The 25,916-nt window shown below is 64.5% G+C and carries 13 protein-coding genes; 3 read left to right on the plus strand and 10 right to left on the minus strand.

Annotated features, from left to right (window positions below; all coding sequences use genetic code 11):
- Positions 1-35 precede the first annotated feature (35 nt).
- Positions 36-704, minus strand: coding sequence for a S24 family peptidase (locus FAX90_RS02725; RefSeq protein WP_144095310.1), 669 nt, complete (start codon positions 702-704; stop codon positions 36-38).
- 96 nt (positions 705-800) lie between these two features.
- Here FAX90_RS02725 and FAX90_RS02730 point away from each other — a divergent pair, with 96 nt between their 5' ends.
- Together FAX90_RS02730 and FAX90_RS02735 are read left to right on the plus strand one after the other, a co-directional pair.
- Positions 801-1,010: a hypothetical protein gene (locus FAX90_RS02730; protein ID WP_144095312.1), complete on the plus strand. Its 210-nt coding sequence runs from the start codon at positions 801-803 to the stop codon at positions 1,008-1,010.
- Complete coding sequence (locus FAX90_RS02735; RefSeq protein WP_144095314.1) at positions 1,000-1,350, plus strand: hypothetical protein; 351 nt, start codon at positions 1,000-1,002, stop codon at positions 1,348-1,350. The genes FAX90_RS02730 and FAX90_RS02735 overlap by 11 nt, the downstream gene beginning before the upstream one ends.
- 11 nt (positions 1,351-1,361) lie before the next feature.
- Here the strand turns inward: FAX90_RS02735 and FAX90_RS02740 are convergent, their stop codons facing one another.
- The 6 genes from FAX90_RS02740 to FAX90_RS02765 all read right to left on the minus strand — a co-directional run bounded on the left by FAX90_RS02740 (position 1,362) and on the right by FAX90_RS02765 (position 14,372).
- The gene (locus tag FAX90_RS02740; protein WP_240704683.1) at positions 1,362-5,867 is read right to left on the minus strand and encodes a multiheme c-type cytochrome; all 4,506 of its coding nucleotides are present in this window, start codon (positions 5,865-5,867) and stop codon (positions 1,362-1,364) included.
- A complete protein-coding gene (locus tag FAX90_RS02745; protein ID WP_144095316.1) occupies positions 5,867-7,771 on the minus strand; it encodes a hypothetical protein in 1,905 nt (634 codons plus the stop codon). Before FAX90_RS02745 ends, FAX90_RS02740 begins: the two co-directional genes overlap by 1 nt.
- A complete protein-coding gene (locus FAX90_RS02750) occupies positions 7,771-9,729 on the minus strand; it encodes a heme-binding protein (RefSeq protein WP_144096807.1) in 1,959 nt (652 codons plus the stop codon). Before FAX90_RS02750 ends, FAX90_RS02745 begins: the two co-directional genes overlap by 1 nt.
- 2 nt (positions 9,730-9,731) lie before the next feature.
- Positions 9,732-11,150: a cytochrome c family protein gene (locus FAX90_RS02755; protein ID WP_240704684.1), complete on the minus strand. Its 1,419-nt coding sequence runs from the start codon at positions 11,148-11,150 to the stop codon at positions 9,732-9,734.
- Between the two features lie 104 nt (positions 11,151-11,254).
- Positions 11,255-12,691: an aldehyde dehydrogenase family protein gene (locus FAX90_RS02760; protein WP_144095318.1), complete on the minus strand. Its 1,437-nt coding sequence runs from the start codon at positions 12,689-12,691 to the stop codon at positions 11,255-11,257.
- 25 nt (positions 12,692-12,716) lie between these two features.
- Positions 12,717-14,372 carry an acetolactate synthase large subunit gene (locus FAX90_RS02765; protein ID WP_144095320.1) on the minus strand — a complete coding sequence of 552 codons (1,656 nt, stop codon included), beginning with the start codon at positions 14,370-14,372 and terminating at the stop codon, positions 12,717-12,719.
- A 121-nt stretch (positions 14,373-14,493) separates the two neighbouring features.
- Between FAX90_RS02765 and FAX90_RS02770 the strand changes: the two genes are divergently transcribed.
- Complete coding sequence (locus tag FAX90_RS02770; protein WP_144095322.1) at positions 14,494-15,405, plus strand: YihY/virulence factor BrkB family protein; 912 nt, start codon at positions 14,494-14,496, stop codon at positions 15,403-15,405.
- A gap of 99 nt (positions 15,406-15,504) precedes the next feature.
- Here the strand turns inward: FAX90_RS02770 and cysS are convergent, their stop codons facing one another.
- From cysS to FAX90_RS02785, 3 genes are all read right to left on the minus strand, one after another.
- On the minus strand, positions 15,505-16,977 hold the full coding sequence (gene cysS, locus FAX90_RS02775) for a cysteine--tRNA ligase (protein ID WP_420810961.1): 1,473 nt from the start codon (positions 16,975-16,977) through the stop codon (positions 15,505-15,507).
- Between the two features lie 64 nt (positions 16,978-17,041).
- Positions 17,042-24,076, minus strand: a complete 7,035-nt coding sequence (locus FAX90_RS16865) for a hypothetical protein (RefSeq protein WP_170234834.1) — start codon at positions 24,074-24,076, stop codon at positions 17,042-17,044.
- A gap of 38 nt (positions 24,077-24,114) precedes the next feature.
- Positions 24,115-25,914, minus strand: coding sequence for a ShlB/FhaC/HecB family hemolysin secretion/activation protein (locus tag FAX90_RS02785; protein WP_170234835.1), 1,800 nt, complete (start codon positions 25,912-25,914; stop codon positions 24,115-24,117).
- Positions 25,915-25,916 lie beyond the last annotated feature (2 nt).

Genomic DNA, 25,916 nt, shown 5'->3' on the forward strand with positions numbered 1-25,916 from the left:
CACAGGCCTGACGACGAAAGCAACTTGGGCGCCTATTAAATTCGCCCACCCTTCCACACGACGCGGCCCAACACTTCGACATCTTCCAGCGAAACCGCGTGGTCCGAGGGATAGGCCTTGTTGTCCGATATCACCGCGACCTGGCCTTCGCGTTCGAACAGCAATCTTTTCACCATAAGGGTGCCGTCGCGGCGGATGACGTGGATGCCGTCGCGCAGCCGGCCGCCAAACTGGCCGTCAACGCGGGCGACAAGGATCTCGTCCCCGTCGGCTAGGGTCGGATCCATCGAATCGCCTGCGACCGACAAAGCGGTCAGAGCATTGGGCGTCAGGCCCATTTCCCGCAGCCAGCCTTCCGAAAAGCCGAGGTGCCCCACGGGGGCGTCATCGTCCGCGAGCGCGCCCGGCCCCGCCGATGCGCCGAGGGCCAGCCTGGGAATCGCGATCCAGCTTTTACGCGGCGGCTTTGCCGGAACGTAGGAATTTTCCGGCCCATCGGGGGCACCCAGTTCCGATTCGTCCACGCCAAAGAACTGCGCCAGTGTACGCCGGTCGTTCTCTTCCAGCTTTCGTGGGCTGCCCTTTCTTATAAATTGTTGAAGATAAGTCGTATTCCTGCCGATAAGCTTCGACAGCGCCGAAAGCGAGGCGCCGCGCTGCTCTGCCAGTTCGACCAGTCTGTTTCGTGCCGGATCATTAACCATGCTCCAGTTCCTACACGATGTATTTTTCCTAGACAAGTAGGATTTGAACCGTCACTTCGGGATTATTCCTACAGCGAATCAAACAGGAGGGTCGCCTTGTTGCTTCGGGAAATAGAGAAGTTTCTTCGCCGGACGGGCATGCCGGCAACCAAGTTCGGGCGTCTCTCGGTGCGTGATCCGCGCCTCGTGCTCGACATGCGCAATGGCCGCGAACCCCGTCGCCGCATGGTGATACGGGTGGAACATTTCATGAACAACTATGCCAAGAACAATCCCTGCCAACAGGAGCCAATCAATGTTCGCTGACCAGTCCCCCTCCCCGGCGAAGGGCCGCCGCTATCCCGCAGAACGGATCGAGGCCGCCTTGCGCACGCTGGCATCCGGACACGGGCAAGTCGTCATCCACCGCGAAGTCCCCTGGGCCAGCATCACTTTCGCAGGCGCGCGGCACACGATTTCGATGTCCTTTTCAGGCCGCCCCGCCGTGGAGGCGGGCGAGCACCTCATCGCGCAGCTTCCCGATCACGAATTCGTCATTCCCGGCCAGCTCGTCGCCGATGCGCAAGTCCTGTCGGTCGATCACGCGATGCTGCCCGAACCCGTCATGCGGGTGGAGATCGAGCTGCTCCTGCTCGAGGAAGGTTAGTCCCCGGGGGCTCAGTTCCGGGCGATGGCGGTGGGGGTTCGTGCCCCCACCCACTGGCCCATGTCGACGCGGTTGGACACGCGGTAGACCTCGCCCTTCGCATTGAGGAACAGGCGCTCCATCTCGTCCCGGCGGAACGGGCGACTGCCCAAACGGCCGAATACCGCGATCTGTCCGCCCGTTTCATCGACACCGCGATCCCGGTCCAGACCCTTGCTGAGCGCCAATGCGGGCGAAGGCGTCTTTGCCCAGGCGATCAGCGTCGGTTTGGGCACCGGCGCAAAGCCATAGACACCGGGGGTGCGTTCAAAGTCGGTGAGTTGCAGGACCTTCATCCCATTCACGCCGTCCGCGACATAGGCAAAGGCGCTGGCGTTGGTGGAGCCGACGATCACGTCCTCCGCATCGGTCAGCGTGCCGCCGGCGGTAAACTTTTCCAATATCTTGGGCCGAAGCGGCGCCGTGATGTCGACGATCACGAGCCCTTCGGCCTTTGCCGCGACATAGGCGAAAGTGCGCGCAAGATAGACGCGGCGTGCATCGGCCAGCGGAACGGTCGCCCCCGCAACCGGCCTCGGCCTGGCAAGCTCGGTCACGTCGAGCAGTTCCAGCCCGTTCGCCGTCGTCGCCCAGAGATAGCGGAACTGTATCGCCGTCGCGCGCGGATCGTTCAGCGGCACCACGCTCGTCACCTTGGGGTCGAGGCAGGTTTCACCGCCTTTCTTCGCGGATACCTCGCATGGCGCGCTTGGCGACCAGGGCTTGGGCAAGTGCACCGCCACCAGTGCGCGGTCTGTCACGACATAGGCATAGTCGCCCGCCAGCGTGATGTGCCGCGCACCCGTCAGTACGCCGTCGGGATTGAAGGTGAAGGCGCGGGACAGGAAGTTGTTGCGGAATTGACCGTCGGCCATCGTGTCGACGTTGACCGCGATCAGGCCTTCTTCGCTGTCGGTGACGAAGGCATAGGAATAAACCGGGCTGAACGGCTGTTCCTGGTTCGCGTCGCGCAGTTCGGGCGTGTTGCGCGTGGGCGCGATCGCCTGGTTCGTCGGGATCGCCATACAGGTCGCGTTCTTCGTCTTCACCCGCGTATCATGACCCAGCGGGCTGAACGGGGCACTGACGATGCTCTCGGAAAAGCCCTTGTTGCCGACCGACGCAATGTCATAGACCGAAAAACCGCCCTTGCCCTGCGCCACGAACATGTATTCGCCGCGCATCTGCAGACACCGAACCGCATCGGGCGTCCCCTGCACGACATTGCGGAACAGCTCGCGCTGCTTCGTCTCGCCCGACAGGTTTGCGTCCGCGATCGGGCCGCGAGTCCATTCCTTCAGTTCGCGGCCGTTATCCTCGACATGAGCGCGCCAATAATCGGGATAAGCATAACGGTGAAGATACGACCCGATCACTGCCTGCGGCTCGTCCCACTCGGTCACGCGGATCGCTTCGAAGCCGTCCTCAAGCCCGGTGAAAGCGTGCAACCCGACAAAGTTCACGTAGTTGGTGCCAAGCAAGAGCAGCTGCGACATGATCGCATTGTTGTCTTCCTCCTCGCTCACATGACAGTCGGTGCACTGCTTCGTCTCTTCCTTGCGGACGGTGTGCGGGAAGTGCGGCGCGAAAGCCTGTGAGGAATAGCCGATCGCGCTGATCGGAGGCTGCTGCACATAGATGCGTTCGCGGTTGATATTGGTCGACGACAGGATCAGCGCCGAGGTCGAACGGATCGGAGCGATCAACGCCTTGCCCGGCTCGCCGCTGGTCTTCGTCGTCTGATGACGGCCCAGCTGGAACATCTGGTCGCGCGCGACTTGCGGATTGTAGGTCGCGTAGTTGCGCGTGTCCTCGTTCTCGTACTTGTGCACGCCCGATTTCCAGTTCGCCTCGATCGGCAAGTGGCAACCGGCACAGCTCGTCGTCCAGGCAAGGTGACAGGTGAAGCACGCCATGTCGTCGTCGTCATGCGCGCGGCCCGCCTTCGCGACGCCGGTGCCAAACGTGTATTCGCCGGTTTCCGCCGCCGATTTCGACATCAGCTTCGCACGCGCCGCCTTCGGGTTGAAGACCGGCTTGCCCAGCGTATCGGTCACCCCCTGCCAGCGTGCATCGACCGAATCCTTCACCAGGCTGACCTGCCATTCGAGATCGGGATCGATGATCGACCGCTGGATCAGCACCTTGCGTCCGCTGTCGTCGGAGAACCATTCGAAGCGCGGCTTGCCGTCCATGTTGCGCAGCAGGGCAAGGTTATGCCCTTCGGGCGGCGCGGCCAGATTACTGGTCTTCAACGTCGGATAGGCGTCTGCCGTACCGTGGCAGTCCTTGCACCCGATCTCGACCGCATTGGCGACTTCGCCGTAGATCAGGCCCGAACCGTGGCTGTCCTGCGCAAAGTGGCAATCGGCGCACTGCATGCCCTTTTCGGCGTGGATGTCCATCATGTGGACCGACTTGCCCGGATTATCGCCGGCGGGGACGAACTTGCCCTCACCCGTCCTGCGCCATTTTTCAGGATCGTCTTCGTCGACGATATGCGCGGTATCGGTGCCGTAACTCGACATGTCGCCGCCTGCGTCGAGCAGGTTGCCGCGCCGGTCACGCTTCAAAATGGCGCGGAAGTTCCAGCCGTGGCCGTGGTAATCGGCGAACTGCGTGTCCCGGTTCGTTTCGTTGAGGTCGTAGACGTTGCGCAGGAATTCGACATCGCGCCACAGGCCCGACGGCGACGCGCCTTCGGGGTTGCGATCCAGCACTTCGCGCTTTTCCTTCGCGGTCGGATAGTATTGTTCCTTGAACAGCGCCGCGTATTCCTCGTCGCTCATCCCCTCGGGCCGCGGGGCGGTGTTTTCCGGTCCGGGCCACATCTGCGACGCATCGCTTTCGTAATCCCACATCGTGTAGCCGAGGTAGGTATTCAGGAAGATATTCGGCTGATGCATGTGGCAGTTCATGCACTGCGCGGTCGGAATGGCGCGAGTAAAGGTATGGGCCAGCGGGTGGCCGCGCTCACGTTCGTTGAACGGGACCGGACCCGCCTGCCCCCCTGCTTTATGGCCATGTTCGTCGAGCCCCGCGGCGGCGTGCGCTTCGGCCTTGTCCATCGCGTGGGCCTTTGCCGTGCCGTGCGGCGCAACGCCCTCTGCCGGGCCGAAGGCGACCTGCTGCGCGGACATGGTCGCGGTGCGGCAATCGGCCTCGCTCGCCCCTTCCTTGCCCGTGTATCCCTTCGCGCCGTGATGCGTGTCGAGCACCGATCCGGCGACCTTGCCGTGCGCTTCGTGTTCCGCCGCGTCGTAAGTGCCGTAGGCGCCTTCAAGGTGCCGCCCTTCGCGCAGGGAATTGATCGTCGGGTCCGCCGTCACCGTCTGCCCGTCGCGCCCGCACTGGGCATAGTTCATCGAGTGGCGCGGTTCGCGGTCGTTGGCATAGATGACATGGCACGCCGCACAGCCGGATGAACGGTAATCGCCCGGCTGGTCGTTGGTGCCCATCTGGTAGAGGAACGGATCGTTAAGGCGGGTCTTGTGAATGTTGAGAACCGGAATCGCGACGCGAAGCCCGGTCGAAGGACCGCGATTGGACTGTTTCAGGTCCGGTCGGCCCGGCTCCTCCAGCCGCTGGATCAGGCCGGTCGAATTGGGCAGGCCGATTTCCGGAAACTGCGGATTGATCGTGCGGCCGCCATCCTCGAACACGCGGAACACGTCGCCGGGCGGCACCGTCGTCCACATCGGCAGCGGATAGAGAATTGGCAGCGCGCCGCGCGCTTTCTCATCCTCTTTCACCGTGCCCCACATCGGCTTGCCATCAGGGCCGATCTCACGGCTGGCGCTCTTTACCAGCGCAGGTTCGCCGTCGCGGGTATAGCTTTCGCCGAAGATGTAATTCTTGAACGGCACGATTCCGTTGTTGTAGGCGGCCCCGCCCCACAGCATCGCACCGGTCGACATCAGGCTGCGTTCCGATGCCTCGATGATCTCGATATGGCAGGCCCCGCAGGCATCGCGCACCACGCGGTAGTCCGACGGGTTCACGAAGCGGACGAATTCGGGGCTTTCCTTCGCCAGCAGCGCGTATGACCGTTCCGGGTTCGCGCTCGACGGCCAGTTCCAGCCAGCGGGATACTTCGGCAGGACATGCGCGGCCTTCATCGCGGCCATGTAGTCCAGTCCGTCATGCGGCCATTCGGGCGCGGCCTGGATCGTCGCATCGCCGCCGTGGCAATTCGCGCAGGACAGCACGACGGCAGGGCTGGCGTGCATTGTCTTGTGATCGGTCGCCGTGTGGCAGGATACGCAGCCGGTGTTCTGCTGATCGACGTAGGCCCAGTTTTCGGCCAGCGTATTGCCCGGCTGCCCCTTGGGCGCGGGCGCGGCGCGGGTGTGCTTCACATTCTGCGGCGTCTCTCCGCCCGCAGCCATGAGCGCCGCGGGAAGCAGGATCGCGGCGAGGATCAGGAAGATCCTGCCAAGGTGAGCCGAAGCGCGGCTGGTATGCATGATTGCGGCCATCAGAAAGCAAACGTCGCGTTGGCGAGGACCGAGTAAAACCTGTCATCGCGGCCCCGCGCCACGAACAGGTCGCCGAAGCCGTCGGACGGATCGAACACCGCGCCCGACAGGCGGATCACCGCGTTCTGGTTCGCCCATGGCCGCCAGATGCCCGCGACCGATACGTCATGTCCGATCGCCTTGGGGATCGAACCCTCAGAACGCAGCACCTGTACGACTTCGGTGCTGTCGAACCACAAGTGGTTCCAGTTGGCAGAGACGCGAATGTCGGGCGTAAGGTCCGCATCGACCCCCGCGCCCAGCAGGATCGTGCCGGGATTGTTGAAGTTCGACTGCCCCTGCTCCTTGCTCGACCGCAGCGAATTCAGGATGCCGTTGCGCCCGTTGACGGCAATCGCGCGTCCGCCGCCTGCAAACGGGATCGTCTGGCGGATCCAGTACGACGTGTCGGCCCCTGCAAAGACCGGGTTTTCGAAGATCGCGTCAAAGCCTTCTTCCTTGCCGTCATAGGGATCGTCGTCCCCGCTGGCGTAAAGGCCCGACAGGCGAAAACGCAGCCAGTCGACGTCGTAGCTCGCTTCTGCCGCGGCGAAGAAAGCCTGAATTTTCGAGGCATCGTCTGTGAAGATGTCGTTCCGGTCCTCGCCAAAGGCACCGTAAAGCTGCGTCGTCACGTTCACCCGGCCGAAGTGCCCGTCCATGGCGTGGCCCAGATAGACGACGTCGTAATCCCGCCCGCGCAGATTGCCCAGCAGCGCGGGACGAACCGGAAAGCCGTTCTTGTCGACCTCGATGTCGCCCGCCTCGCGGTTCATGTTGTAGGTCACCGAAAGCTGGCTGGTCATGCCGACGATGGGGAAATCCTGCCGATAGACATTGGCAGTAAAGACGTAATCGTCGCGCGGGCTTTGCGTGATGTCGTTAAGGCCGGTGTTCGTGTCCTTCTCCACCCGCCAGAACGCGGCGGCGTTGAATTGCCAGCGGTTGTTGTCGCGGTTGCCGAAGAAACGAAGGCCCAACTGGTTGTCCTGAAACAGGAAACCACGGAAATCCGACTGCCACGGCTGTATCCCGGCGCGGACGGAGAAGAAGTCGTACCGCTTCGTGTCGAACCGGCCGATGTGATAATCGACGAACGCTTCCTGCAGGCCGATGAAGAAGTCGTAGCGTTCGCTGTCCTCGCTCGGCTCAACCTCAAGCACGCGGCGTTCGGGCACGTCGACGTAGTTGTACTGCCCCGCAACCGTCACGCGATATTCCACCGTCGGCGGCTTGAACGCAGTCATCCCCTTCAGAAGCGAAACGCCTGCGATGAAGGTTTGTGCAAGCACGAGGCTGTCGCTGCGCCCGAACACGTCCAGGCTGTCGGGCCGGTTCGTCGTCTGCACGCCCACGGGAATGGGAAAGCTGCGCGGCTCGACCACCGTGTCCGAAATCCCGGTCAGGATCAGGTACCAGTCATCGCCCTTCAGGAACCCGGGCCGCTTTTCGCCCAGCGGATGGTCGCCCTTCAACAGGTTGTGATGAAACGGGTCGAGCTTCGACCGGCACATCGCCGCAAGGTTCGGGTAAAGCGCATAGATCGAGGTGTCGCCGCCCTTGGGACACAACGACGAGGTAATCCGCGCGCGATCGGGCACCGCGACGTCAAGCGTCAGGTCACCTTCGGTTCCGTCATACTTGGAATAGAACGCCTCTGGCGGCGGGGCGCGGACCGCGCCGTCGTTCTGCTGGACGATGGGATCGGGAAGCTCACTCGGCACGCCGGGGCGGCGGCGATCGTCGATCGGCACGTCCTCCGCGTCCTGCAAGACAGGGGCCGCCGGCGCAGGCGCGTCGACCGGTTCGGCTGCCTGCATCGCGATCAGCGCCAGCGGCGAGACGAAAGCGAAGACCAGCCCCATCACAGCCCCTCGCAGACGTTCTGTTCGTCAGTGTCGAGGAACGGCGCGAACGGGCAGGAGATATAGCGCAGCCGCACTTTCGCATCGCCAAGGTCGACCACGATCCTGTCTGCACGGATGTCCTTGGGCGCGTTGCCGAGGGTTCCCGTCCGATCACCGGCGTTGTTCGCGCCGAGGAAGCTGATCATGTCGTCCTGGTCGATGCCGTCACCCGACACGCCGATGCCGCCGACCAACACGCCGTCGCGATAGACCGGGACAGAACCGGGGAAAATCTGGATACCGTTGGCGAGACGCACCTGCCCCGTGGGCGATGCCGGAATGCCGGTGCACTGGCGCGGCGTATCGGCATTCTGGCCCAGCACGAAGCCGACGTGCTGCAACAGGTTGCCCGCAATCAGCTGCACCTGAAGCCCAGTTGCGAAGGGATTGAAATCCTCGACCGGGCGGCTGAACGGCCCGTGCGGGCGGCCCAGTTCGCCATCGGGAAAATAGGGACGCGAAAGGTTGCCGCCGCTGCGGTCGGCAAAGGCGAACGTGCCGGTCAGCGCATTCGGATCACCGAGAAAATCGCGCACCGCCTGAACGAAGGGCGCGCTGGCCGGGTTCGCCAGCATCTGCTGCGCCGCGACCGGGTTGGAGAAGAACGCCGCCGTGCGCGCCTTCTGCAGCGAAACGTCGGTGCCGAAAATCGGTGCATCGGGGCTGCGCACGACGCCCAGCACTTCGCCGTAGGTATCGACCAGGCTGATCGAGACTTGTGCGCGGCTGTCGACCGGGCGGCGGATCTGCGCGCGCGCACGGCTCATCACTGCGAACGCCTCTTCCAGGATCGCTTGCGCCTCATCCTGCGTCAGCGGCTGGGCATGGGCGGCCCCGTCGGTCGCGGCGCGCACGGGGAAGCGGTTCGTACCCGCTCCATCGGTCAGGACGAAGGCATCGCCGTTCGTAAATTCGGACATGCCTGCCCTGCGAATGCCAGAGGCTTCGGTGCCATACGCCGTGCCCGCGATCAGGGTGCCGTCGGTATAGCCATTGATCGCGATCAACGCGCCAGCCGTGCCGTTTATGGCTGCAAAATTCGTCTGCAGCGCGGCGAGATTGCCGACACTTGCGTCCGAGAACCGAAGTGTCGTGCCATCAACGGTGATGCGGTTGGCCAGGATGTTTTCTGGCGGGGCGAACCCCTGTATCGCGGCCAGCGCGATATATTCCTCGGCATCGGTATCGACGTCGAGCACGTTGGGATCAAGGCCATAGTCCCCGTCGCCCATCACGCCCACGCCGCCTACGACGACACCGTTCTTGTACAGCGGAAAGCCGCCCGGATCGGCGGCCAGGCCCAGCGGCGACCGCTTCGGCCCGATCAGTCCGTCGGATGCCCGCGCGACAAGGTCCGAACAGGGCAATTGCGAGAACTGGACCCCGAACAGCGGACCCGATTCCAGCCCCGGCGTGGTCGGCGCAGGGGGAAAGTGTTCCTGCACGATCATGCTGGCCGTGCGAGATGAAAACGCGTTGCCGCCGCTGGACAGGTAAGCGCCGGTAATCGCCTTTGCGATGGCGCCCGCCGCGGACGGAATGGTCAGCCCCTGTGCGTCAATCGGCGGATCGTTCTGTGCATTCAGGAACGGGATGAACGCGCTCGTCACCATGTCGTCGTTCGCGCCGTTCATGCGGAAGACGGCGAGCACGTTGCCCACCCGGTCCACCACCGCGATCGTGCTGGGCAGGCCGCGTGCCTGCGCCTCGCCCACGGCCTGCGCGATGATCTGCTGAACGTCGGTGGCCGACAGCGATTCCTGCGCCGGATCGGCATAGAGCCTGCCGCTTACCGGAGAAGGCGTGGGCGTCGGCGCAACGCCGCCGACCGAATTGCCGTCCCCGCCCCCGCCACAACCCGACAGGGCGAGCGAGAAGGCCGCGAGGATCGGCAAGGGTGCCGCGATCCGGCGCATCGTCAACGCATGCCCCGAACGGCGCGCACAGCGCTGGACAAGGCGGCGCGGAAGGCCAGCGGATCGAAGCTGTTCGGTTCCTTCACCGAGGCATAGGCGCGGTTGATGTCGAGCCGCAGCGAGCTTGCCTGCGCAGGGGTCACCGCCCCTTGCGCGACAAGGCCGGACAGCAGCGTGTCCATCGCCATGACCGACTGCACCGCGCCTTCATAATCGGTGTAGCGGACCGCCACCGCTTCGCTGGCAATCGCGTCCAGCATGGCAAAGCCCTGCTGGTCCGTGAAGGCGGACCCTGCAAAGCGGCGCGACAGGTCCTTGGCCATCGCGCGCATCCGCGCAGCCTCCACCACGGCGGCATCGCGCCCTTGCGCCATCGAGGCGTGGAACCGCTTTACCTGCGCGTCGTAGCCACCCGCCAGATCGGGCGCGAGAACGCGCACGGCGGCGGCCAGCATGATCATGTTTTCGTCGTTATAGGGCGGATAGCCCGTCGGGATCGGGCGATAGGGGTTGGCCACCTTCTTCGCCCGCGCGTCCGCCCCGTCATAGATCGGGCGGTGGCAGGAATGGCAGTCGAAGAAGTAGAATTCGGGAAACAGCCCGTCATTGGCCAGTCCCGGCTTTTCGAACAGCGACAGCGAACGGTTCAGCGCCTCTGCCTGGCCCACCGCCCATGTCTGCAGCGCATTGGGGCGGCCCTTGCGCTCGACATAGTCGGCATCGACGTTCCAGTGCTGTTGCAGAGTGGAGAACAGGTCCAGCTCGAACGAGATGCGCGGGTGCCCTGCGGCCATGATCCGGTGGTGGACGAACTGCCCCTTGGCCGTGCCGCCGAAGTGGCAGTCGAGGCACACGCCCGCGCGGGTCTGCGGATCGACAAGGTCGGTCATCCCTTGCGAGACATTGCGTTCGTGCGTCGCCCCGACGGTATAATGGCCCGCGATCCAGCCTCCGGCATCGCCGTGGCAAGCCTCGCACCCAACGGCATCTTCGAGCCGCGTCGCGCCGGGCTCTGCATGACAGCCAAGGCAGTCGCGCGCCACGCCCGCGTCGTTGAGGCCGAGGCGGCGGATGATGTCCTTGCCCCGCGGTTCGAACAGGACGCGATAGGCGCGGCTGTGCGCGCCGGTGGGGGACGATTCCTCCTGCCAGAGCTGAAGCTCGTCCTGCCGCACGGGAACGCCGTCACCCAGCGAGCGGCCATGGCACGTCGAGCCCGCGCAGGACGCAACGCCAAGGTGACGCTTCATCGTGTCGGAATGATCGGCAGCCTGCGCTTCTGCCGGTTGCGGGGCGAGCACGAAGCTGGCCCCGAGCGCGGCGGCGGCCATCAGGAAACAGGCCAGGATCGCAAGCTTCGCCGTTCGCGTCAGGCCAAAGCCATTCACGATACGCGCCAGCCCCGTCGCTGTGTGTCCCACACCTGTTCCCCCACTCAAGGAGCCGCAAGACATGCGGCCCCTTCCCTGCCCGTGTATCAGCCTAGCGTGGCCAGCCCCGATTTTTCAACCCGCACGTGGCGTTTTTAGGCCCTTCTGATCACCATGTTCCGGATTTCGCTCATGTCTTCCATCGCGAAACGGATGCCTTCGCGGCCCAGACCCGAATCCTTCACCCCGCCATAGGGCATGTTGTCGACTCGATAGGACGACACGTCGTTGACGACGATCCCGCCCACGTCCAGCTCGTCCCAGGCGTCCAGCACTTTGTGAATATCCCGCGTGAACAGGCCCGCCTGAAGGCCGAACTTGCTGTCGTTCACTTCGGCCAGCGCCTTGTCCCAGTCGCTGAACTTCGAAAGGATCGCCAGCGGCCCGAAAGCCTCTTCGCGAACGGCGTCGCAGCCTTCGGGCACGTCTTCCAGCAGTGTCGCCTCAAGCATGGCGCCGTCCCGCTTGCCACCGACCAGCAGCTTGCCGCCGCCATCCACGGCCGCCTGGATCCAGTCGTCCAGACGCTTTGCCTCTTTCTCTGAAATCATCGGGCCGATGAAAGTGTCGCGGTCCTTGGGATCGCCCGCGACCAGCGTTTTCGTCTTCTCGACCAGCATCTGGCGGAAGCGATCGTAGATGTCTTCGTGGATGATGATCCGCTGCACGCCGATGCAGGACTGACCCGACTGATAGAACGCGCCGAAGATGATGCGTTCGAGCGCGTGGTCGAGATCGGCATCATGGTCGACGATCACCGCCGCGTTGCCGCCCAGTTCGAGGATCACCTTCTTCTTGCCGCTCTTCGCCTTCAACGCCCAGCCCACGTCGGGGCTGCCGGTAAAGGACAGCAGCTTGAGCCGTTCGTCGGTCGTGAAAAGGTCCGCGCCGTCGCGGCTGGCCGGAAGGATCGAGAACGCGCCTTCGGGCAGGACGTCGCATTCGGCCAGGATCTCGCCCATGATGATCGCGCCCAGCGGTGTCATGCTGGCCGGCTTCATCACGAAGGGACAGCCCATCGCGATGGCGGGCGCGATCTTGTGCGCGGCAAGGTTCAGCGGAAAATTGAACGGGCTGATGAAGCTGCACGGGCCGATCGGCACGCGTTTCCACATGCCCATGTACCCTTTGGCGCGGGCCGAAATGTCGAGCGGCTGGACCTCGCCGTAATTGCGTGTCGCCTCTTCGCTGGCGATGCGGAACGTGTCGATCAGGCGCGTGACTTCGCCCTCCGCATCCTTGATCGGCTTCCCCGCCTCTACGCACAGGGCATAGGCCAGCTCGTCGAACCGCTCGCGGAAACGGGCAACGCAATGGTCGAGCACGCCCTGCCGCTCGAAACTGGCCAGCTTTGCCATCGCGGGCGCCGCGCGGGTCGCCCCGGCGATCGCCTCGTCGATCACATCAGGTGTCGCCAGCGCGGTGCGGAATGCGACCTTCCCGGTAAACTTGTCGGTCACCTCAAGGTCGGTATTGGGCTGCACCGCCTTGTTGTTGAGATAAAGCGGATAGGTATCTTTGAGTTTGGTCACGTAGTTCCTCCGGTCCCGAACAGGCTCACAGGCTGGCGCTGAGTTCCTTGATGTCGTGGTTCAGGATCTGGTCGTTTTCGTTATAGTCCACCGGACAGTCGATCAGGTGCACGCCCGGCGTGTCGCGGCAATGGGCCAGGACCTCCTTGAGATGGTCCGAACTTTCGACCCGGTGCCCCTTTGCCCCATAGCTTTCGGCATAGGCCACGAAATCGGGATTGCCGTAAGTCAGGCCCCAATCCTCGAAACCCATGTTCGCCTGTTTCCAGCGGATCATGCCGTAGGAATCGTCGCGCAGGATCAGAACCGTGAGGTTGAGCCCCAGCCGCACGGCGGTTTCCATCTCCTGGCTGTTCATCATGAACCCGCCATCGCCGCAGATCGCCATGACCTTGCGGTCTGGATAGAGCATCGCGCTCATCATCGCGCTGGGCAGGCCCGCCCCCATCGTGGCAAGCGCATTGTCGAGAAGGACGGTATTGGGAAGATAGGCGGTAAACCCGCGCGCGAACCAGATCTTGTAGACCCCGTTGTCGAGGCAGATGATCCCGTCTTCGGGCATGGCGGCGCGCACCTGCTGCACCAGGTGCGGCGGGAATATGGGAAAGCGTGCATCGTCGGCCAGCGGCCTGGTGTGCTCGACCTCTGCCTTGCGATAGGCAAGCATGTGATCGAAATTCCATGCGCCGGACGGGACGATGTCTTCCTTCATCTGCCAGATCGCGTTGGCGATATCGCCGATAACCTCGATCTGCGGGAAGTAGACCGGGTCCACTTCCGCCGACTTGGTCGACAGGTGGATGACCGTGACGCCGTCGTCCTTCATGAAGAAGGGCGGTTTTTCGATCACGTCATGGCCGACGTTGATGATGCAATCGGCATCTTCCACCGCGCGGTGCACGAAATCACCCGCAGACAACGCCGCACAGCCCAGGAACAGCGGGTGGCGTTCGTCGATCACGCCCTTGCCCAATTGCGTGGTCAGGAACGGGATACCGGTCTTTTCGACGAACTGGCGCAGCATACGCCCCGTCATCTTCCGGTTCGCGCCCGCGCCGATCACCAGCACCGGGGCCTTTGCCTTTTCCACCGCGGCCACGGCAAGGCGCACGGCCTTGGGCTCTGCACTGGGGCGGCGTGCGACGCTGGGTGCGATCGGGCGGCTGTCGGTGTGTTCGTCGGCGATATCTTCGGGCAGCTCAAGGTGGACCGCGCCGGGCTTTTCCTCTTCGGCCAGGCGAAACGCCTCTCGCACGCGGCTGGGAATGTTGTCGCTGCTGGCCAGCTGGTGCGCGTATTTCGTGATCGGGCCCATCATGGCCACTACGTCAAGGATCTGGAAACGGCCCTGCTTCGATTTCTTGATCGGTTTCTGGCCGGTGATCATCATCATCGGCATGCCGCCAAGCTGGGCATAGGCGGCTGCCGTCACGAAGTTCGTCGCACCGGGGCCAAGCGTTGCAAGGCACACGCCGGTCTTGCCGGTATGGCGGCCATAGGTCGCGGCCATGAATCCAGCGCCCTGTTCGTGGCGGGTGAGGATCAGCCTGATCTTGTCGGACCGGGACAGCGAATCGAGAAAATCGAGGTTCTCCTCACCCGGCACGCCGAAGATGTATTCGACGCCTTCGTTTTCAAGGCACTCGATGAAAAGATCTGATGCTTTCTGCTTGTCGGTCACGATACGTCCCCCCTTGATCGATCGCTTCTGAGGCAATGCCTAACACCGTTCGGCGCCTGCGCCCACCTGCTTTACCGCGATCCGGCGGAACTGATGATCGCCCCATGCTTTTGATAAGGCAATGACTGAGCGCACATGGGATATGGGGCTGGACCGCAAGGGTTCACCAACGAAGCTTTCACCGAAAGCATGGATATCGGTGATCAAGGGCGGCTGGGCCCGGGCGAGCGAGCACAACATGGGCCTCATCGCCGCCGGGGTCGCGTTCTACGCCTTCCTCGCCATCGTGCCGCTTTTGGCTGCAGTTGTCATGACTTACGGACTTCTTGCCGACCCGGCGACGGTCGCGAAACACGTCGCTGCCCTGTCGAACAGCCTGCCTTCCTCGGCAGCCGACATCATCGGCGGCCAGTTGAAGGCCGTTGTCCAGGAATCAAACAAATCGAAGGGTCTCGGCCTCCTCGTATCTCTCGCATTCGCTCTTTTCGGCGCGCGCAACGGGGCTGGGTCGATGATCATCGCGCTCAATGTCGCGTTCGGCTGCCCCGAAGGACGCGGGTTCATCGGCAAGAATCTGACCGCGCTCGCGATCACCGTGGGCGGCACCCTTGCCGCGGTCCTGCTGTTTGCCGGGCTCGGTGCGTTCAGCGCGCTTCAAGCGCTCGTCGCGCCGAACAATTCGGTCGTCGCACTTCTGGGCCAGCTCGGAACATGGGCGATCCTGATCGTCGCAATGGCCTTCGCGATCGCGCTCCTGTTCCACTTTGCCCCGGCCCGCGACACCCCGCCGCTGCGCTGGCTTTCGCCCGGCTCGATCTTTGCGGCAGTGGTCGCCGCCCTGCTCACGCTGGCTTTCAGTTTCTACGTTTCGAACTTCGGCAGCTACAACGCGACTTACGGTGCCTTGGGCGGCGTGGTCGTCCTGCTGACATGGCTATGGCTGACGAGCTACGTAGTCCTGATCGGCGCGGAATGCGATGTCGCACTGATGGAACGCGCGGATACGCCCGACCTTAGCCCGCGCCCAAGCTAGGGGCGCGAAGCGCTCCGAAGTTTGGAAGCGAGAGGGGTCGGGCCGGCCAGCGGGCGACAGCCCGTCTGACGTCACGGGATTTACTCCCGTGACGGCCGGTCAGCCCAGCTTGTACTCCCAACCCAGCGGATCGCCGTCCATCACCTCGACCCCCTTGACGGCAAGCTCGTCGCGGATGGCGTCGGACGCGGCAAAGTCCTTTTCCGCGCGGGCGACCTTGCGCCGTTCCATCGCGGCCTCGATCTCGCTTTCCTCGATCGTCGCGCCCTTGGGACGGATGCGCAATTCCTCACGCGCGATCAGCGGCAGGCCCAGTGCCGACAGCATCGCGCCGACAACCGACGCCTTCTGCTCGGCGTCCACCTTCTTCACGGCCACCGCCTCTTCCAGAACGGTCAGTGCGACCGCCGTGTTGAGATCGTCGGACAGAGCCGCGTCAAACTTGTCCACCAGCGGTGTCAGCTTCTGGTGCGTGACCGTCGCGCGCACCGATTCCAGCGTCGCACCGTCGGTGACCAGTTCCAGCAGGTTTCGCGCCGAACCCAAGAGCCGCTTCAACCGCACCAGCGCGGCGCCCAGCCCTTCCCAGCTGAATTCCAGTTCGCTGCGATAATGCGCCTGCAGGCACAGCATCCTGTAGGACAGCGGGTGATAGCCCTTGTCGATCAGCAATTGCAGGCGAAGGAACTCGCCGCTCGACTTGCTCATCTTGCCCGACCGTTCGACCAGGAAATTGTTGTGCATCCAGATGTTCGCGCCGCTGTTGGCCGCATCGGACAGCGCGCCGCATTCGCAGAAGGCCTGGTTCTGCGCGATCTCGTTCGGGTGGTGGATTTCGCGGTGGTCGATGCCGCCGGTGTGGATGTCGAAGGGAAAGCCCAGCACCTTGCCGCTCATCACGCTGCATTCGAGATGCCAGCCCGGCGCGCCGCGGCCCCACGGGCTGTCCCATTCCATTTGCCGTTTTTCGCCCGCAGGCGTCTTGCGCCAGATCGCGAAGTCGGCGGCATTGCGCTTGCCGTCCACCGCCTCGATCCGGCCCTCTCCCTCCTCGGTCACGGCGCGGGCCAGCCTGCCGTAATCGGCGACGGTCGAGACATCGAAATAGAGCCCGCTGTCGAGTTCGTAGCAGTGCCTGGTCGCGATGGTCTTCGCGAACTCCAGCATTTCCTCGATATAGTCGGTAGCGATCGTCCACTTGGCCGGCTGTCGGATGTTCAGCGCCTTTACGTCCGCCCAGTAAGCCTCGGTGTAATGGCGCGCGATGTCCCAGATGGATTGGGCTTTCGCCGCCGCCATCTTTTCCATCTTGTCCTCGCCCGCGTCGGCATCATCGGTCAGGTGGCCGACGTCGGTGATGTTGATGACATGGGTCAGGTCATAGCCCTTCCACGTCAGCACCCGGCCCAGCGTATCGGCAAAGACATAGGCCCGCATGTTGCCGATGTGGGGATAGTTATAGACCGTAGGCCCGCACGAATAGACCCGCGCCTCACCGGCATGGACCGGGACGAAGGCTTGCACGCTTCGGGTCAGCGAATTGAACAGGGTCAGCGGGTGATCTGCGGCCATAGTCATGCGCGCGCCTCTGCCCATGAAAGGCGCGCCCGGTCAAGCACCGACCGGGCGCGGCCTGTCACTGGTCGCCGTCTTCTTCCTCGCACTCGTCCTGGCGGACATCGACAGGGCACTGCTTTCCATCCAGCGCGCTGTCTTCCCACAAGTCGTCGTTGCCGGTGCCCGTCACCGGCTCATCGATCAGCGGCTCGAACCCTTCGGGCGTCGATTTCTCGATGGTGATGATGCGGGTCTCGATGGTTGAGCGCGGCTCTCCGTCCAACACGGAGTGCGGCGGTTCCTCGTTGATGATTTTCTTCACCAGTTCGATATCGATGGTCGGCCCGCACAGCCCGCCAAAGCCGATGTAACAGCCGTTGACCGACGAATAGGGCACTGCCGAAAGCGGGAAGGCGATGGCGAAAGCTGTGTCCAGCCCCACTTCGCCCGCGACCACGCCGTTGATGACCACGAAAGGCATCGTGCCGCCCGAATTGGTCACCGTCATGCTGTCGGCCACGATGCCGCGCCGCGCATCGAACGATGTGTCGGCCCCGGTATTTGCGACATAGAACCCGCCCGCATCGACGAGCACCGAACCGCCTTCGATCAGGCTGCGCCCGTCGCCGCCATCCACCGCGCCCAGCGCGTCGGTCAGTTCCGGGAAGTCCAGCGTGGCGATGTCGGACAGCGTCTGCGCGCTGCCCGCGACGATCGTGTTTGCGGACAGCATCAGGCTACCCGCCTGCACCCCGCCAGAACGCACGCGGATCGAACCGCCAGCCGAGTTCACGTAAAGATCGCCGCCGCTGTCGATCATCAGCATCGCCCCGTCCGCATTGCCCAGCAGGAGCCCGCCCGAAACGGTGACGTTACCCGCCGCCATCAGGGCCATGGTCCCGCCGCTCCCGACAGCGCTACTGCCTGCAACCAGGCTGACGTCGCCCACGGCCAGCGTGCCGCCCGCGCTCAGCGAGAAACCGCCCGCCGACGCGAACCGCGCCAGTTCCGCCGCGTCGAGTAGGAAGCCCGGCGAAGCCACGCCCGCACCCAGCGCCGCATTACCCGTCGCCACGATGGAGATATCGTCCGTACCCGTCGCGCTACCGATCAGCGCCAGTGCGCCGACGGCGAGGTCGGCCGCCTCGATATAGACGAGCCTGCCACTGGCCGTGCCGTCGATGCTGGCCAGATTGCCCGCGTCGATGCCGAACAGCTCGGCGGCAAGAGCCGTGCCCAGCACGTTGACGTCCGTTGCCGCGGTCAACGCGATATTGCCTGCGCCAAGGGCCGGGATGACGACCGCCTGCCCGCTCTGGCCGCTCTGGCCGCTCGGCGAAGTCGGCGCGACGCCTGCGAACAAGTCGCCCACCGTCACGCTTGCCCCGGTCGAGGTCAGCACGATATCGCCGCTCGCCTCGGCGAACGACACCGCCAGCGCGCCTGTCGTGGTGATCGCGACATTGCCATCGAATCCGGTCGCATCCGTGACGTTCAACGCCCCAGACGATGCGACGTCGATGTCGGCGCCATAAAGTGAGACGAGCCCGCCCGCGACAAGATCCGCTACACTGATCGCGCCGGTTGCGGAGAACAGGCTGACGCCCTGCCCCGCGGTGATCGCGGAATAGGATTGACCGGCATTGGTGAAGACCGAGATATCGAGAGGCGCGCTCAACGCGTCGATGCCAAGCACCGCATTGGCCGAGAGGTAGAGCGATCCGCCGCTCACCAGCGAACCACCCGAAATGTCGCCACCGGTGATGACGGTAATGTCGCCGGCCGCATCGATGAGGCCGGACAAGAGGACATCGCCGCCATCGGCCACGAGCGTGACGATGCCGCCAGATGTCACCGGCCCGACCGCCTGTGCCCCCGTGGTGAATACCGAAACGTCACCCGCTGCGCCCACAGGACCGAGGCCTGCAACCGAGGCCGCCGTCACGAAGACCGTGCCGCCGCTGCTGACCGCATCTGCGGAGAGCACACCCGCCGCATCGATCACCACATCGCCGCCCGCCGTCACCGAACCGCCGGTCACATCGCCGCCAGTCGAGGTCAGCGAGACCACTCCGCCCGCATCGAGCGCGGTGAAAGTCAGCCCCGCCGCCGTCAACGCATCGATGTCGCCAACCGCCGTGACCGGACCGAGCCCGCTGATCGTGTTCGCCGTCAGGATGACCGAAGCGCCGCTATCGATGGCCGTGGCCGAAAGATTGCCCGCCGCATCGATCACCACATCGCCGCCAGCCGTCACCGAACCGCCGGTCACATCGCCGCCAGTCGAGGTCAGCGAGACCACTCCGCCCGCATCGAGCGCAGTGAAAGTCAGCCCCGCCGCCGTCGACGCATCGATGTCGCCAACCGACGTGACCGGACCGAGCTCGCTGATCGTGTTCGCCGTCAGGATGACCGAAGCGCCGCTATCGATGGCCGTGGCCGAAAGATTGCCCGCCGCATCGATCACCACATCGCCGCCCGCAGTCACCGAACCGCCGGTCACGTCACCGCCGGTCGAAGTCAGCGAGACCACTCCGCCCGCATCGAGCGCAGTGAACGTCAGCTCCGCCGCCGCCAGCACATCGATATCGCCAACCGCCGTGACCGGACCAAGTCCGCTGATCGTATTCGCCGTCAGGATAACCGAAGCGCCGCTATCGATGGCCGTGGCCGAAAGATTGCCCGCCGCATCGATCACCACATCGCCGCCAGCCGTCACCGAACCGCCGGTCACGTTACCGCCGATCGAAGTCAGCAACACCGCACCGCCAGCGCCCAGCGCCGTGAAGACGAGGTCCTGCGCCGAGGTCGCATCGATGTCGCCCAGCGCAGATACCGCGCCCAGTGTGATCGAATTCGCGTCGAGAAGGACCGCCCCCCCGGCCGCGATGCCGTCCGCAAGCAGCGCGCCGCCCGCCAGGATCGTCACATCGCCCAGAGCATCAATGGTGCCGCCGGTCACGTCGCCTGCCAAGGTCATGCCGACCGGGCCATCGATGACCAGCGTGCCGAACCCGATTGACGCGCCATCGACCGTAAGCGCCGAGATGTTCGACGCCGTGCCGATCGTCACCGCGCCCGGTGCGAACAGCGAAAGGGCGTTCCCCGCGGTCTGGACATCGCCCAGCGCGATCGATGTTCCCGCCTCGATAACGCTCGTCGTGCCGAGCGAGAGGGAGCCGACATTGAAGGTGCCCGGCGTGGTGTAGAGCGTCGGCACCGGCGCGCCGATCGCGCCGGACTGGACCAGTTGCCCGCCCACCAGCATCGTGCCGATATCGATATCGCCGCCGACGGTGAGACCAAGATCGCCGGACGAGAAAACCGTGCCCGTGCCAAGCAGCGAACCGCTGATCGAAAGATCGAGCGGCCCGCCGAATGCCGTGGCAGAGCCGGTCAGCGTCAGGTCTCCGCCGTCCACGATCACGCTCGTCGCGCCGCCTGATCCGAAGCTGAGCCCGTCGGCGAGGATTTCGCCCGAAGCGACGAGCGTCATCCCGTTTGCGCCTGCGATCTGTTCGGTACAGGTCGCCGTCAGGCACAAGAAGCGGATCGCACCGGTCGCGAAAGCGTCGAGCGTATCGGCGACAAAGCCTCCGCCATTGCCCGCCTGGAAAACCAAGTCGCCCGAGGTGAAGAACTGCGCCGTGCCCAGAACCGTGATCGGGTTCAGGGTTGAGGTCACGGTGATCCCGCCCTCCTGCAAGCCCGCGTCATATCCGTTGTCGAAGAACAGGCTGTCGAACTGCACCGTACCGCTGGACGTGTCGGTCAGCGCGATGGTGCCGCCCGCGACTACCGATTCGACCAATATGCCGTCGGCATAGGCGCTAAGGCCGCCACCCAAGATCGAACCGGTGCCCGCCGCGTTGATGAATATCGCACCGCCGGCCGCATCGCCGTCAATGCCCGCAACCGTGCCGAACCCGCCCTCACCAGCGTATCCTTCGGCATAGATACCAAGGAAATCGTGCGTTATCGCCCCGTCCAGCGTCTCGAAGATAACCGTGCCGCCGCTGCCAAGTGCGCCGGCGCCACCTGTGCCGTCCGCTGCCGATCCGCCGAAACCGCCAAAGCCGCTCGCATCGAGGTAGAGCGGAGTCAGGGTATTGAGCGCGCCGCCGTTGATCGCGGCCATGCGAATGTCGCCGCCAATGCCGAAGCCTGCCGCGCCGCCGTCAGCACCCGTGCCGACCGCATCACCGCCCGATCCGCCATTGCCGTAAGCGTACAGGAACAGGCTGTCGAAAGTTAGTGCCGCGCCATCGGCGATCACGGAGGCGGATCCCGCCGTGCCATTCCCGCCGGTGCCCGCATTACCCGTATCGCTGTCACCGCCATCTGCGCCGACGCCGTCAGAGATCAGCGTGATGAACTGGCCCATGGGCCCGCCCGCGGTCGTGTCGAGATCGGCCAGGACGTTCAGCGTCGTGCTGCCGCCAAAGCCCGACCCGCCGTTCGATCCGGCGAACTGGCCGCTATCGCCGCCAGATCCGTCACTGCCCGCAGCGCCGCCCAGGCCCGCCGCACCGATGTCGATGATCGAAGCCTCGTTCGAGCCACCGGCAAATTCGTACAGCGCATCGCCGCCAAGACCGTCACCGCCCGTGCCGCCGAATGCTGCGAAGAAGAACGGATCGTTAGTGCCGCCATCGCCGCCGAAACCGGCCGCGGATACCGTCACGCCGAAGGGGCTGGGCAAGCCGTTCGCGATCTGGCCCAGAATGTCGCCGCCCGCCACGATCAGCGAGGCCGATCCGCCCGTGCCCGTCCCGCCCGTGCCCGCAGTGCCGCCCTGCGCCGAACCGCCTTGCCCGGCTTGCGTGCCCAGCACCGGGTCCGGACTGCGCGGATTGCCTTCGGCGCGGATGGCGATGCCGCCAAACATGTTGAGCGTGCCGCCGTCGATCCGCACCAGCGCCGTGCCGCCCGTACCGTCACCGCCGTCGCCGACAGGCTCGAAGCCCTCGACATTCTGGTTCGACCCTGCACCGCCCATGCCGCTGGCGTTCACGTCCAGCGTCGCGACTTGCGCAAAACCGCCCGCCTGCAGGAATTGCGCCGTGCCGCCCTGACCCGATCCGCCGTCGCCGCCCGCAATCGCGGAGCCGCGTGCCGAGCTGCCATAGCCAGTGGCCGAGATGTCGAGGCTCACCCCTTCAGGAAAGTTGAACGAGCCGACCGTGCCGCCCGTAACCGACACCGTGGCGCTGCCGCCCGCGGCGTCGAAACCGTCACCTGCGCTGCGCCCGCCAACGATGTTAAATGCATTGTCGAGCGTATGGGAAAGCCCGCGTGCATAGACCGAAATTCCGTCCGCCTGCAGGTCGCCGCCGCTGACCGAAAGCAGCGCGGTTCCACCCTGCGATCCGCCCAACGTTCCTGCCGCATCGGTGCGCGCACCCGCACCGCCATCGGCGCGGATATCCAGCGTTACCGCCTCGATCGAGTCGAGGCCGAACAGCATCTGGCCATCCTGCATCAGCACTTGCGCCGTTCCGCCAGTGCCGAACGCACCGTCGGGATTGCCGTCGCCGCCCATGCCCAACGCCCAGACGTGGGCGACGTTGATCGTCTGCATCGAGGCATTGGGGCCAGTGGTTGCCAGCGTCGCCGAACCGGCGGTTGCCGTGCCGTCGGAAAAGGCCAGGCTTTCGAGGTACAGATTGGTGGCCGCCACCGTCCCGTCGACAACCGTAAGCGTAACGTCACCGGAAACGATATTGCCGATGCCCGAACGCGCGCTGATCAGCCGGATGTCGCCATCGGCCAGCATCGCTCCGCCGGTATCGACCGTCGCATCGAGCGTCGAGCGACCACTGGCCAGCAGGTCACCGAACACCGACATGAATGCCCCGTTGGTCACGTCGATCGACAGTGCACCCGAGGTCGCTTCATTGAACCCTGCAAACAGGAACAGGTCGCCCTGCACCTGCAACGCCGCTTCACCCAGCGTGGCGAGCGACTGCGAAAGCGTCACATCCAGCGAATTGAAAGCGCCGAACAGTGCATTGTCCTGAAATACGTTGGCAATGCCGCCTGCATCGGAAATCGTGATATTGTTCGTCGCGAAGGCGTTGATCTCGCTGGACGAATTAAGCCCGTCGACCAGGATCGAGGCATCGCCCGATGGCGTATCCAGATCGATCCCACCGCCGGTCAAACCATATCCGGCCGAAAGGACGACAAGCCCGTCGACTTCACCCGCGGAGGCTGCCGGGTTATAGCCGACGTTGCCCGAGAGCAGCATCGTCACCGCATCGTTCTTCGGAACGGTCACGAAATACTGACGATGATTTGGGTCAGTCGCGGTTCCCGCCGGACCGAAGGTCGACCCGTCGTGGACGATACCGTTCGCATCGGTCGTGCCGACATCGACCTGAACATCGAAGATGCCGAAGGAAATCGTCATCGTGGCCGCTTCGGCAGCGACATAGCCGACCGAACCGTTCACGTTGATGTTCGCGCTCTGCTGGATACGCGGCGCGACGACGGCAAGATAGCTTTGCTGCGCGCTCAGCTGCAGATCGCTGTCACCGCGGGGCAAGAACGTGATCGAGGCATCGGGATTGATCGCCTGACCGAAGGTAATCGGCGTGCCCGGATCGGGCAGCGTGCCGTCACCGGCCAGCTGGATAGGACTGGCCGAAAGGACAAGGCCGTTGACGTCGAACGTCGCAAACCCGCCGACGACGAAGCCATTGGGATTGTAGAACCAGACATTGCTCTGCCCGTTGCCCCAAGTCGCGCTGACGAAACCGTCGATGGCCAGCGGATTGGTCGTGCCTGCAACCGGAGTGATCCGGTTCAGCACCGTGTACTGCGGGCCTCCGCTCTGGAACGCGAGCGTCGAGGTCTCGTCCAGGAAGACGTCGGCATCGGTCGCGGTCCAGTCGATCAACGCCTCGGTCTCGGTTGGCGTAATCGTGACCGTCGTGGTCGAACCGTTGTTGACGATGCTGTCGGTGCCGAACTGGCCGACACCGTTGGCATTGACTTGCGCATGAGCCGGACTGATCGCCGCAAGCGCCGCCGCCGCGACCGAACCGCCAAGCATGAACCGCCCGATGCGCATGGCCTTTGCCTTGCGCGTGTTGCCACCGATAGTCGTCATGGCCTCAATCCCCACATTGCGTCCCATATCCCCGCCCCTCACTGTGCAAGAAGCACGGAAAGGCTGATCAGTGCGCGCCAGTCGCCCTTTGCGCCATCGTCGAACCGCGTATCGCGCAGCGGCACGGCTAGCGCCGCATCCAGCCGGAACCGGTCCATGAAATTGGCGCGAACGCCGCCGCCTGTCGAAAACAGCTTTTCCGCGCCGAGATCGTCGAAGCCGCTGTCCTCGTTCCAAAACCAGCCCGCATCGAAGAAGGCATAAGGCTGAACCGCGTGTCCGCCCGCGACCTCGGGCCAGGCGGAACCGTAGCGAACCTCGGACCGGAAGCCGAGCGCACTGTCCCCCAACACCGCGCCCGGATCGTAACCGCGCCCGATGGTGTAGTTACCGCCGGAAAACTCTTCGTACGAAAGCAACGCATCGGGCGCCCACTGCGCACGCGGCTGGAATGCGATGGTGAAACGCGGATCGGGCCGCCACGCGACATTGGCATCGGCGCGCAGCACGAAGGCGGTCGGGTCGCCGTCCAGGCGGCTGGTGAAATCCTCACCGGGGGCAAGGCACTTGGCAAAGTTCTTCGAACAATCGGTGCTGGCCCCGAAGATATCGAGCCCCTGGCGCACTTCGACGCCGCCCGACACGCCAAGCCTCGGTTCCAGTGCCGAATAACCGGCGCGTCCGTTCGCGCTCAATTCATCCACCGTCGCATAATCGGCGCGCAGCCATGCAACGCGCAACCTGTCCTCGGTCAGGGTCGCACTACCGAATTTCACGTCCTGGTCCACGATGTCGAGCCCGCCGCCCAGGAACAGGTTCCGCGTGCGGCTGCGGATCAGCGGATAGTCGGCGCGGATCGTACCGGCGACGGTTTCCGCCGCGAAAGGATTCTGCCCCCCAACGGTCGGCTTGGTCTTGGCGTAAGTGAAATCGCCTGCCAGCCGCAATCCGTTGCGGCCCGCGCGCAACTCGTGGCCGATCTGGAAGACCAGCTGTTCATCGAAATCGGCAGAGCGCACCAGCGACAACGTCGTCGCATCTCCCATGCCGGTCTGACCCGCAAAACGCACGCGGCCAAGGATCGACCACGGACCGGTGGCCTTGCTGCCGAAATTCTGGACCAGCGCATCCGCGCTCCACGGAATGCGGCGCACCGATACCTCGCCGATCAGCTCGCCGGGGCGGCCGTCCACGGGCCGCAGGGCGAGGCGCGCATCGACGCCCGGCAAATCGCGGGTGAGCAGGAGTGTCCGCTCCGCCTCATCCGAATTGAATACGGCCTGTTCGGTGAGCGGCGAGAGATAGCGTAGCAGGATACCTTCGTTCGGCCCCGCATCGCCCTTGATCTGCAAACGCGTGATGCGCGCGGCCAGAACGTCGAGGCGCAGCGTGCCGTCCTCGATCGTCTGTGGCGGCACTTGCACCGCGGCAAGATAGCCCATGCTGCGCAGCATTGTCGCGGCGCGGTCCCGGATTTCGCAGACCGCGGCGACGGGCAATGTCTGCCCCGCCATGCCCGACCACGCACCGGAGAGGTCGGTGCCTTCGGGAAACGGCTCGAGCCCGGTGAACACCACGTTGCCCAGCGTGAAGGAAATGTCGGCGAATTCCGGTGCGGCAAGCGGGCAAGGCGCACGCTCCACCACGGTCGGATCGATGGCCGAATTGTTAAGGTCGCTGAGCGCGCCCTGCACCACCCCGCGCTCGATCTCCTCGCGGGTCGGCAAAGCGGTCGGAGGGACGTCGGGACCGGCCTGCGCCAGCGCGATGGCGGGCATAATCGCCGCGCCTGCCAGCGCCATTGCCGCAATCGCGCGCCCGGTGTTCACTTTTGTCATCG

Origin of the sequence: Croceicoccus sediminis (genome assembly GCF_007570835.1) — a bacterium.
GTDB classification, from domain to species: Bacteria; Pseudomonadota; Alphaproteobacteria; order Sphingomonadales; family Sphingomonadaceae; genus Croceicoccus; species Croceicoccus sediminis.

What these genes read in the sequence shown, in the direction of transcription:
- FAX90_RS02725 (WP_144095310.1), bottom strand. Translation starts at nt 704, where the DNA reads ATGGTTAATGATCCGGCACGAAACAGACTGGTCGAACTGGCAGAGCAG.
- FAX90_RS02735 (WP_144095314.1), top strand. Translation starts at nt 1,000, where the DNA reads ATGTTCGCTGACCAGTCCCCCTCCCCGGCGAAGGGCCGCCGCTATCCC.
- FAX90_RS02740 (WP_240704683.1), bottom strand. Translation starts at nt 5,867, where the DNA reads ATGGCCGCAATCATGCATACCAGCCGCGCTTCGGCTCACCTTGGCAGG.
- FAX90_RS02745 (WP_144095316.1), bottom strand. Translation starts at nt 7,771, where the DNA reads ATGGGGCTGGTCTTCGCTTTCGTCTCGCCGCTGGCGCTGATCGCGATG.
- FAX90_RS02750 (WP_144096807.1), bottom strand. Translation starts at nt 9,729, where the DNA reads ATGCGCCGGATCGCGGCACCCTTGCCGATCCTCGCGGCCTTCTCGCTC.
- FAX90_RS02770 (WP_144095322.1), top strand. Translation starts at nt 14,494, where the DNA reads ATGACTGAGCGCACATGGGATATGGGGCTGGACCGCAAGGGTTCACCA.
- cysS (WP_420810961.1), bottom strand. Translation starts at nt 16,977, where the DNA reads ATGGCCGCAGATCACCCGCTGACCCTGTTCAATTCGCTGACCCGAAGC.
- FAX90_RS16865 (WP_170234834.1), bottom strand. Translation starts at nt 24,076, where the DNA reads ATGACGACTATCGGTGGCAACACGCGCAAGGCAAAGGCCATGCGCATC.
- FAX90_RS02785 (WP_170234835.1), bottom strand. Translation starts at nt 25,914, where the DNA reads ATGACAAAAGTGAACACCGGGCGCGCGATTGCGGCAATGGCGCTGGCA.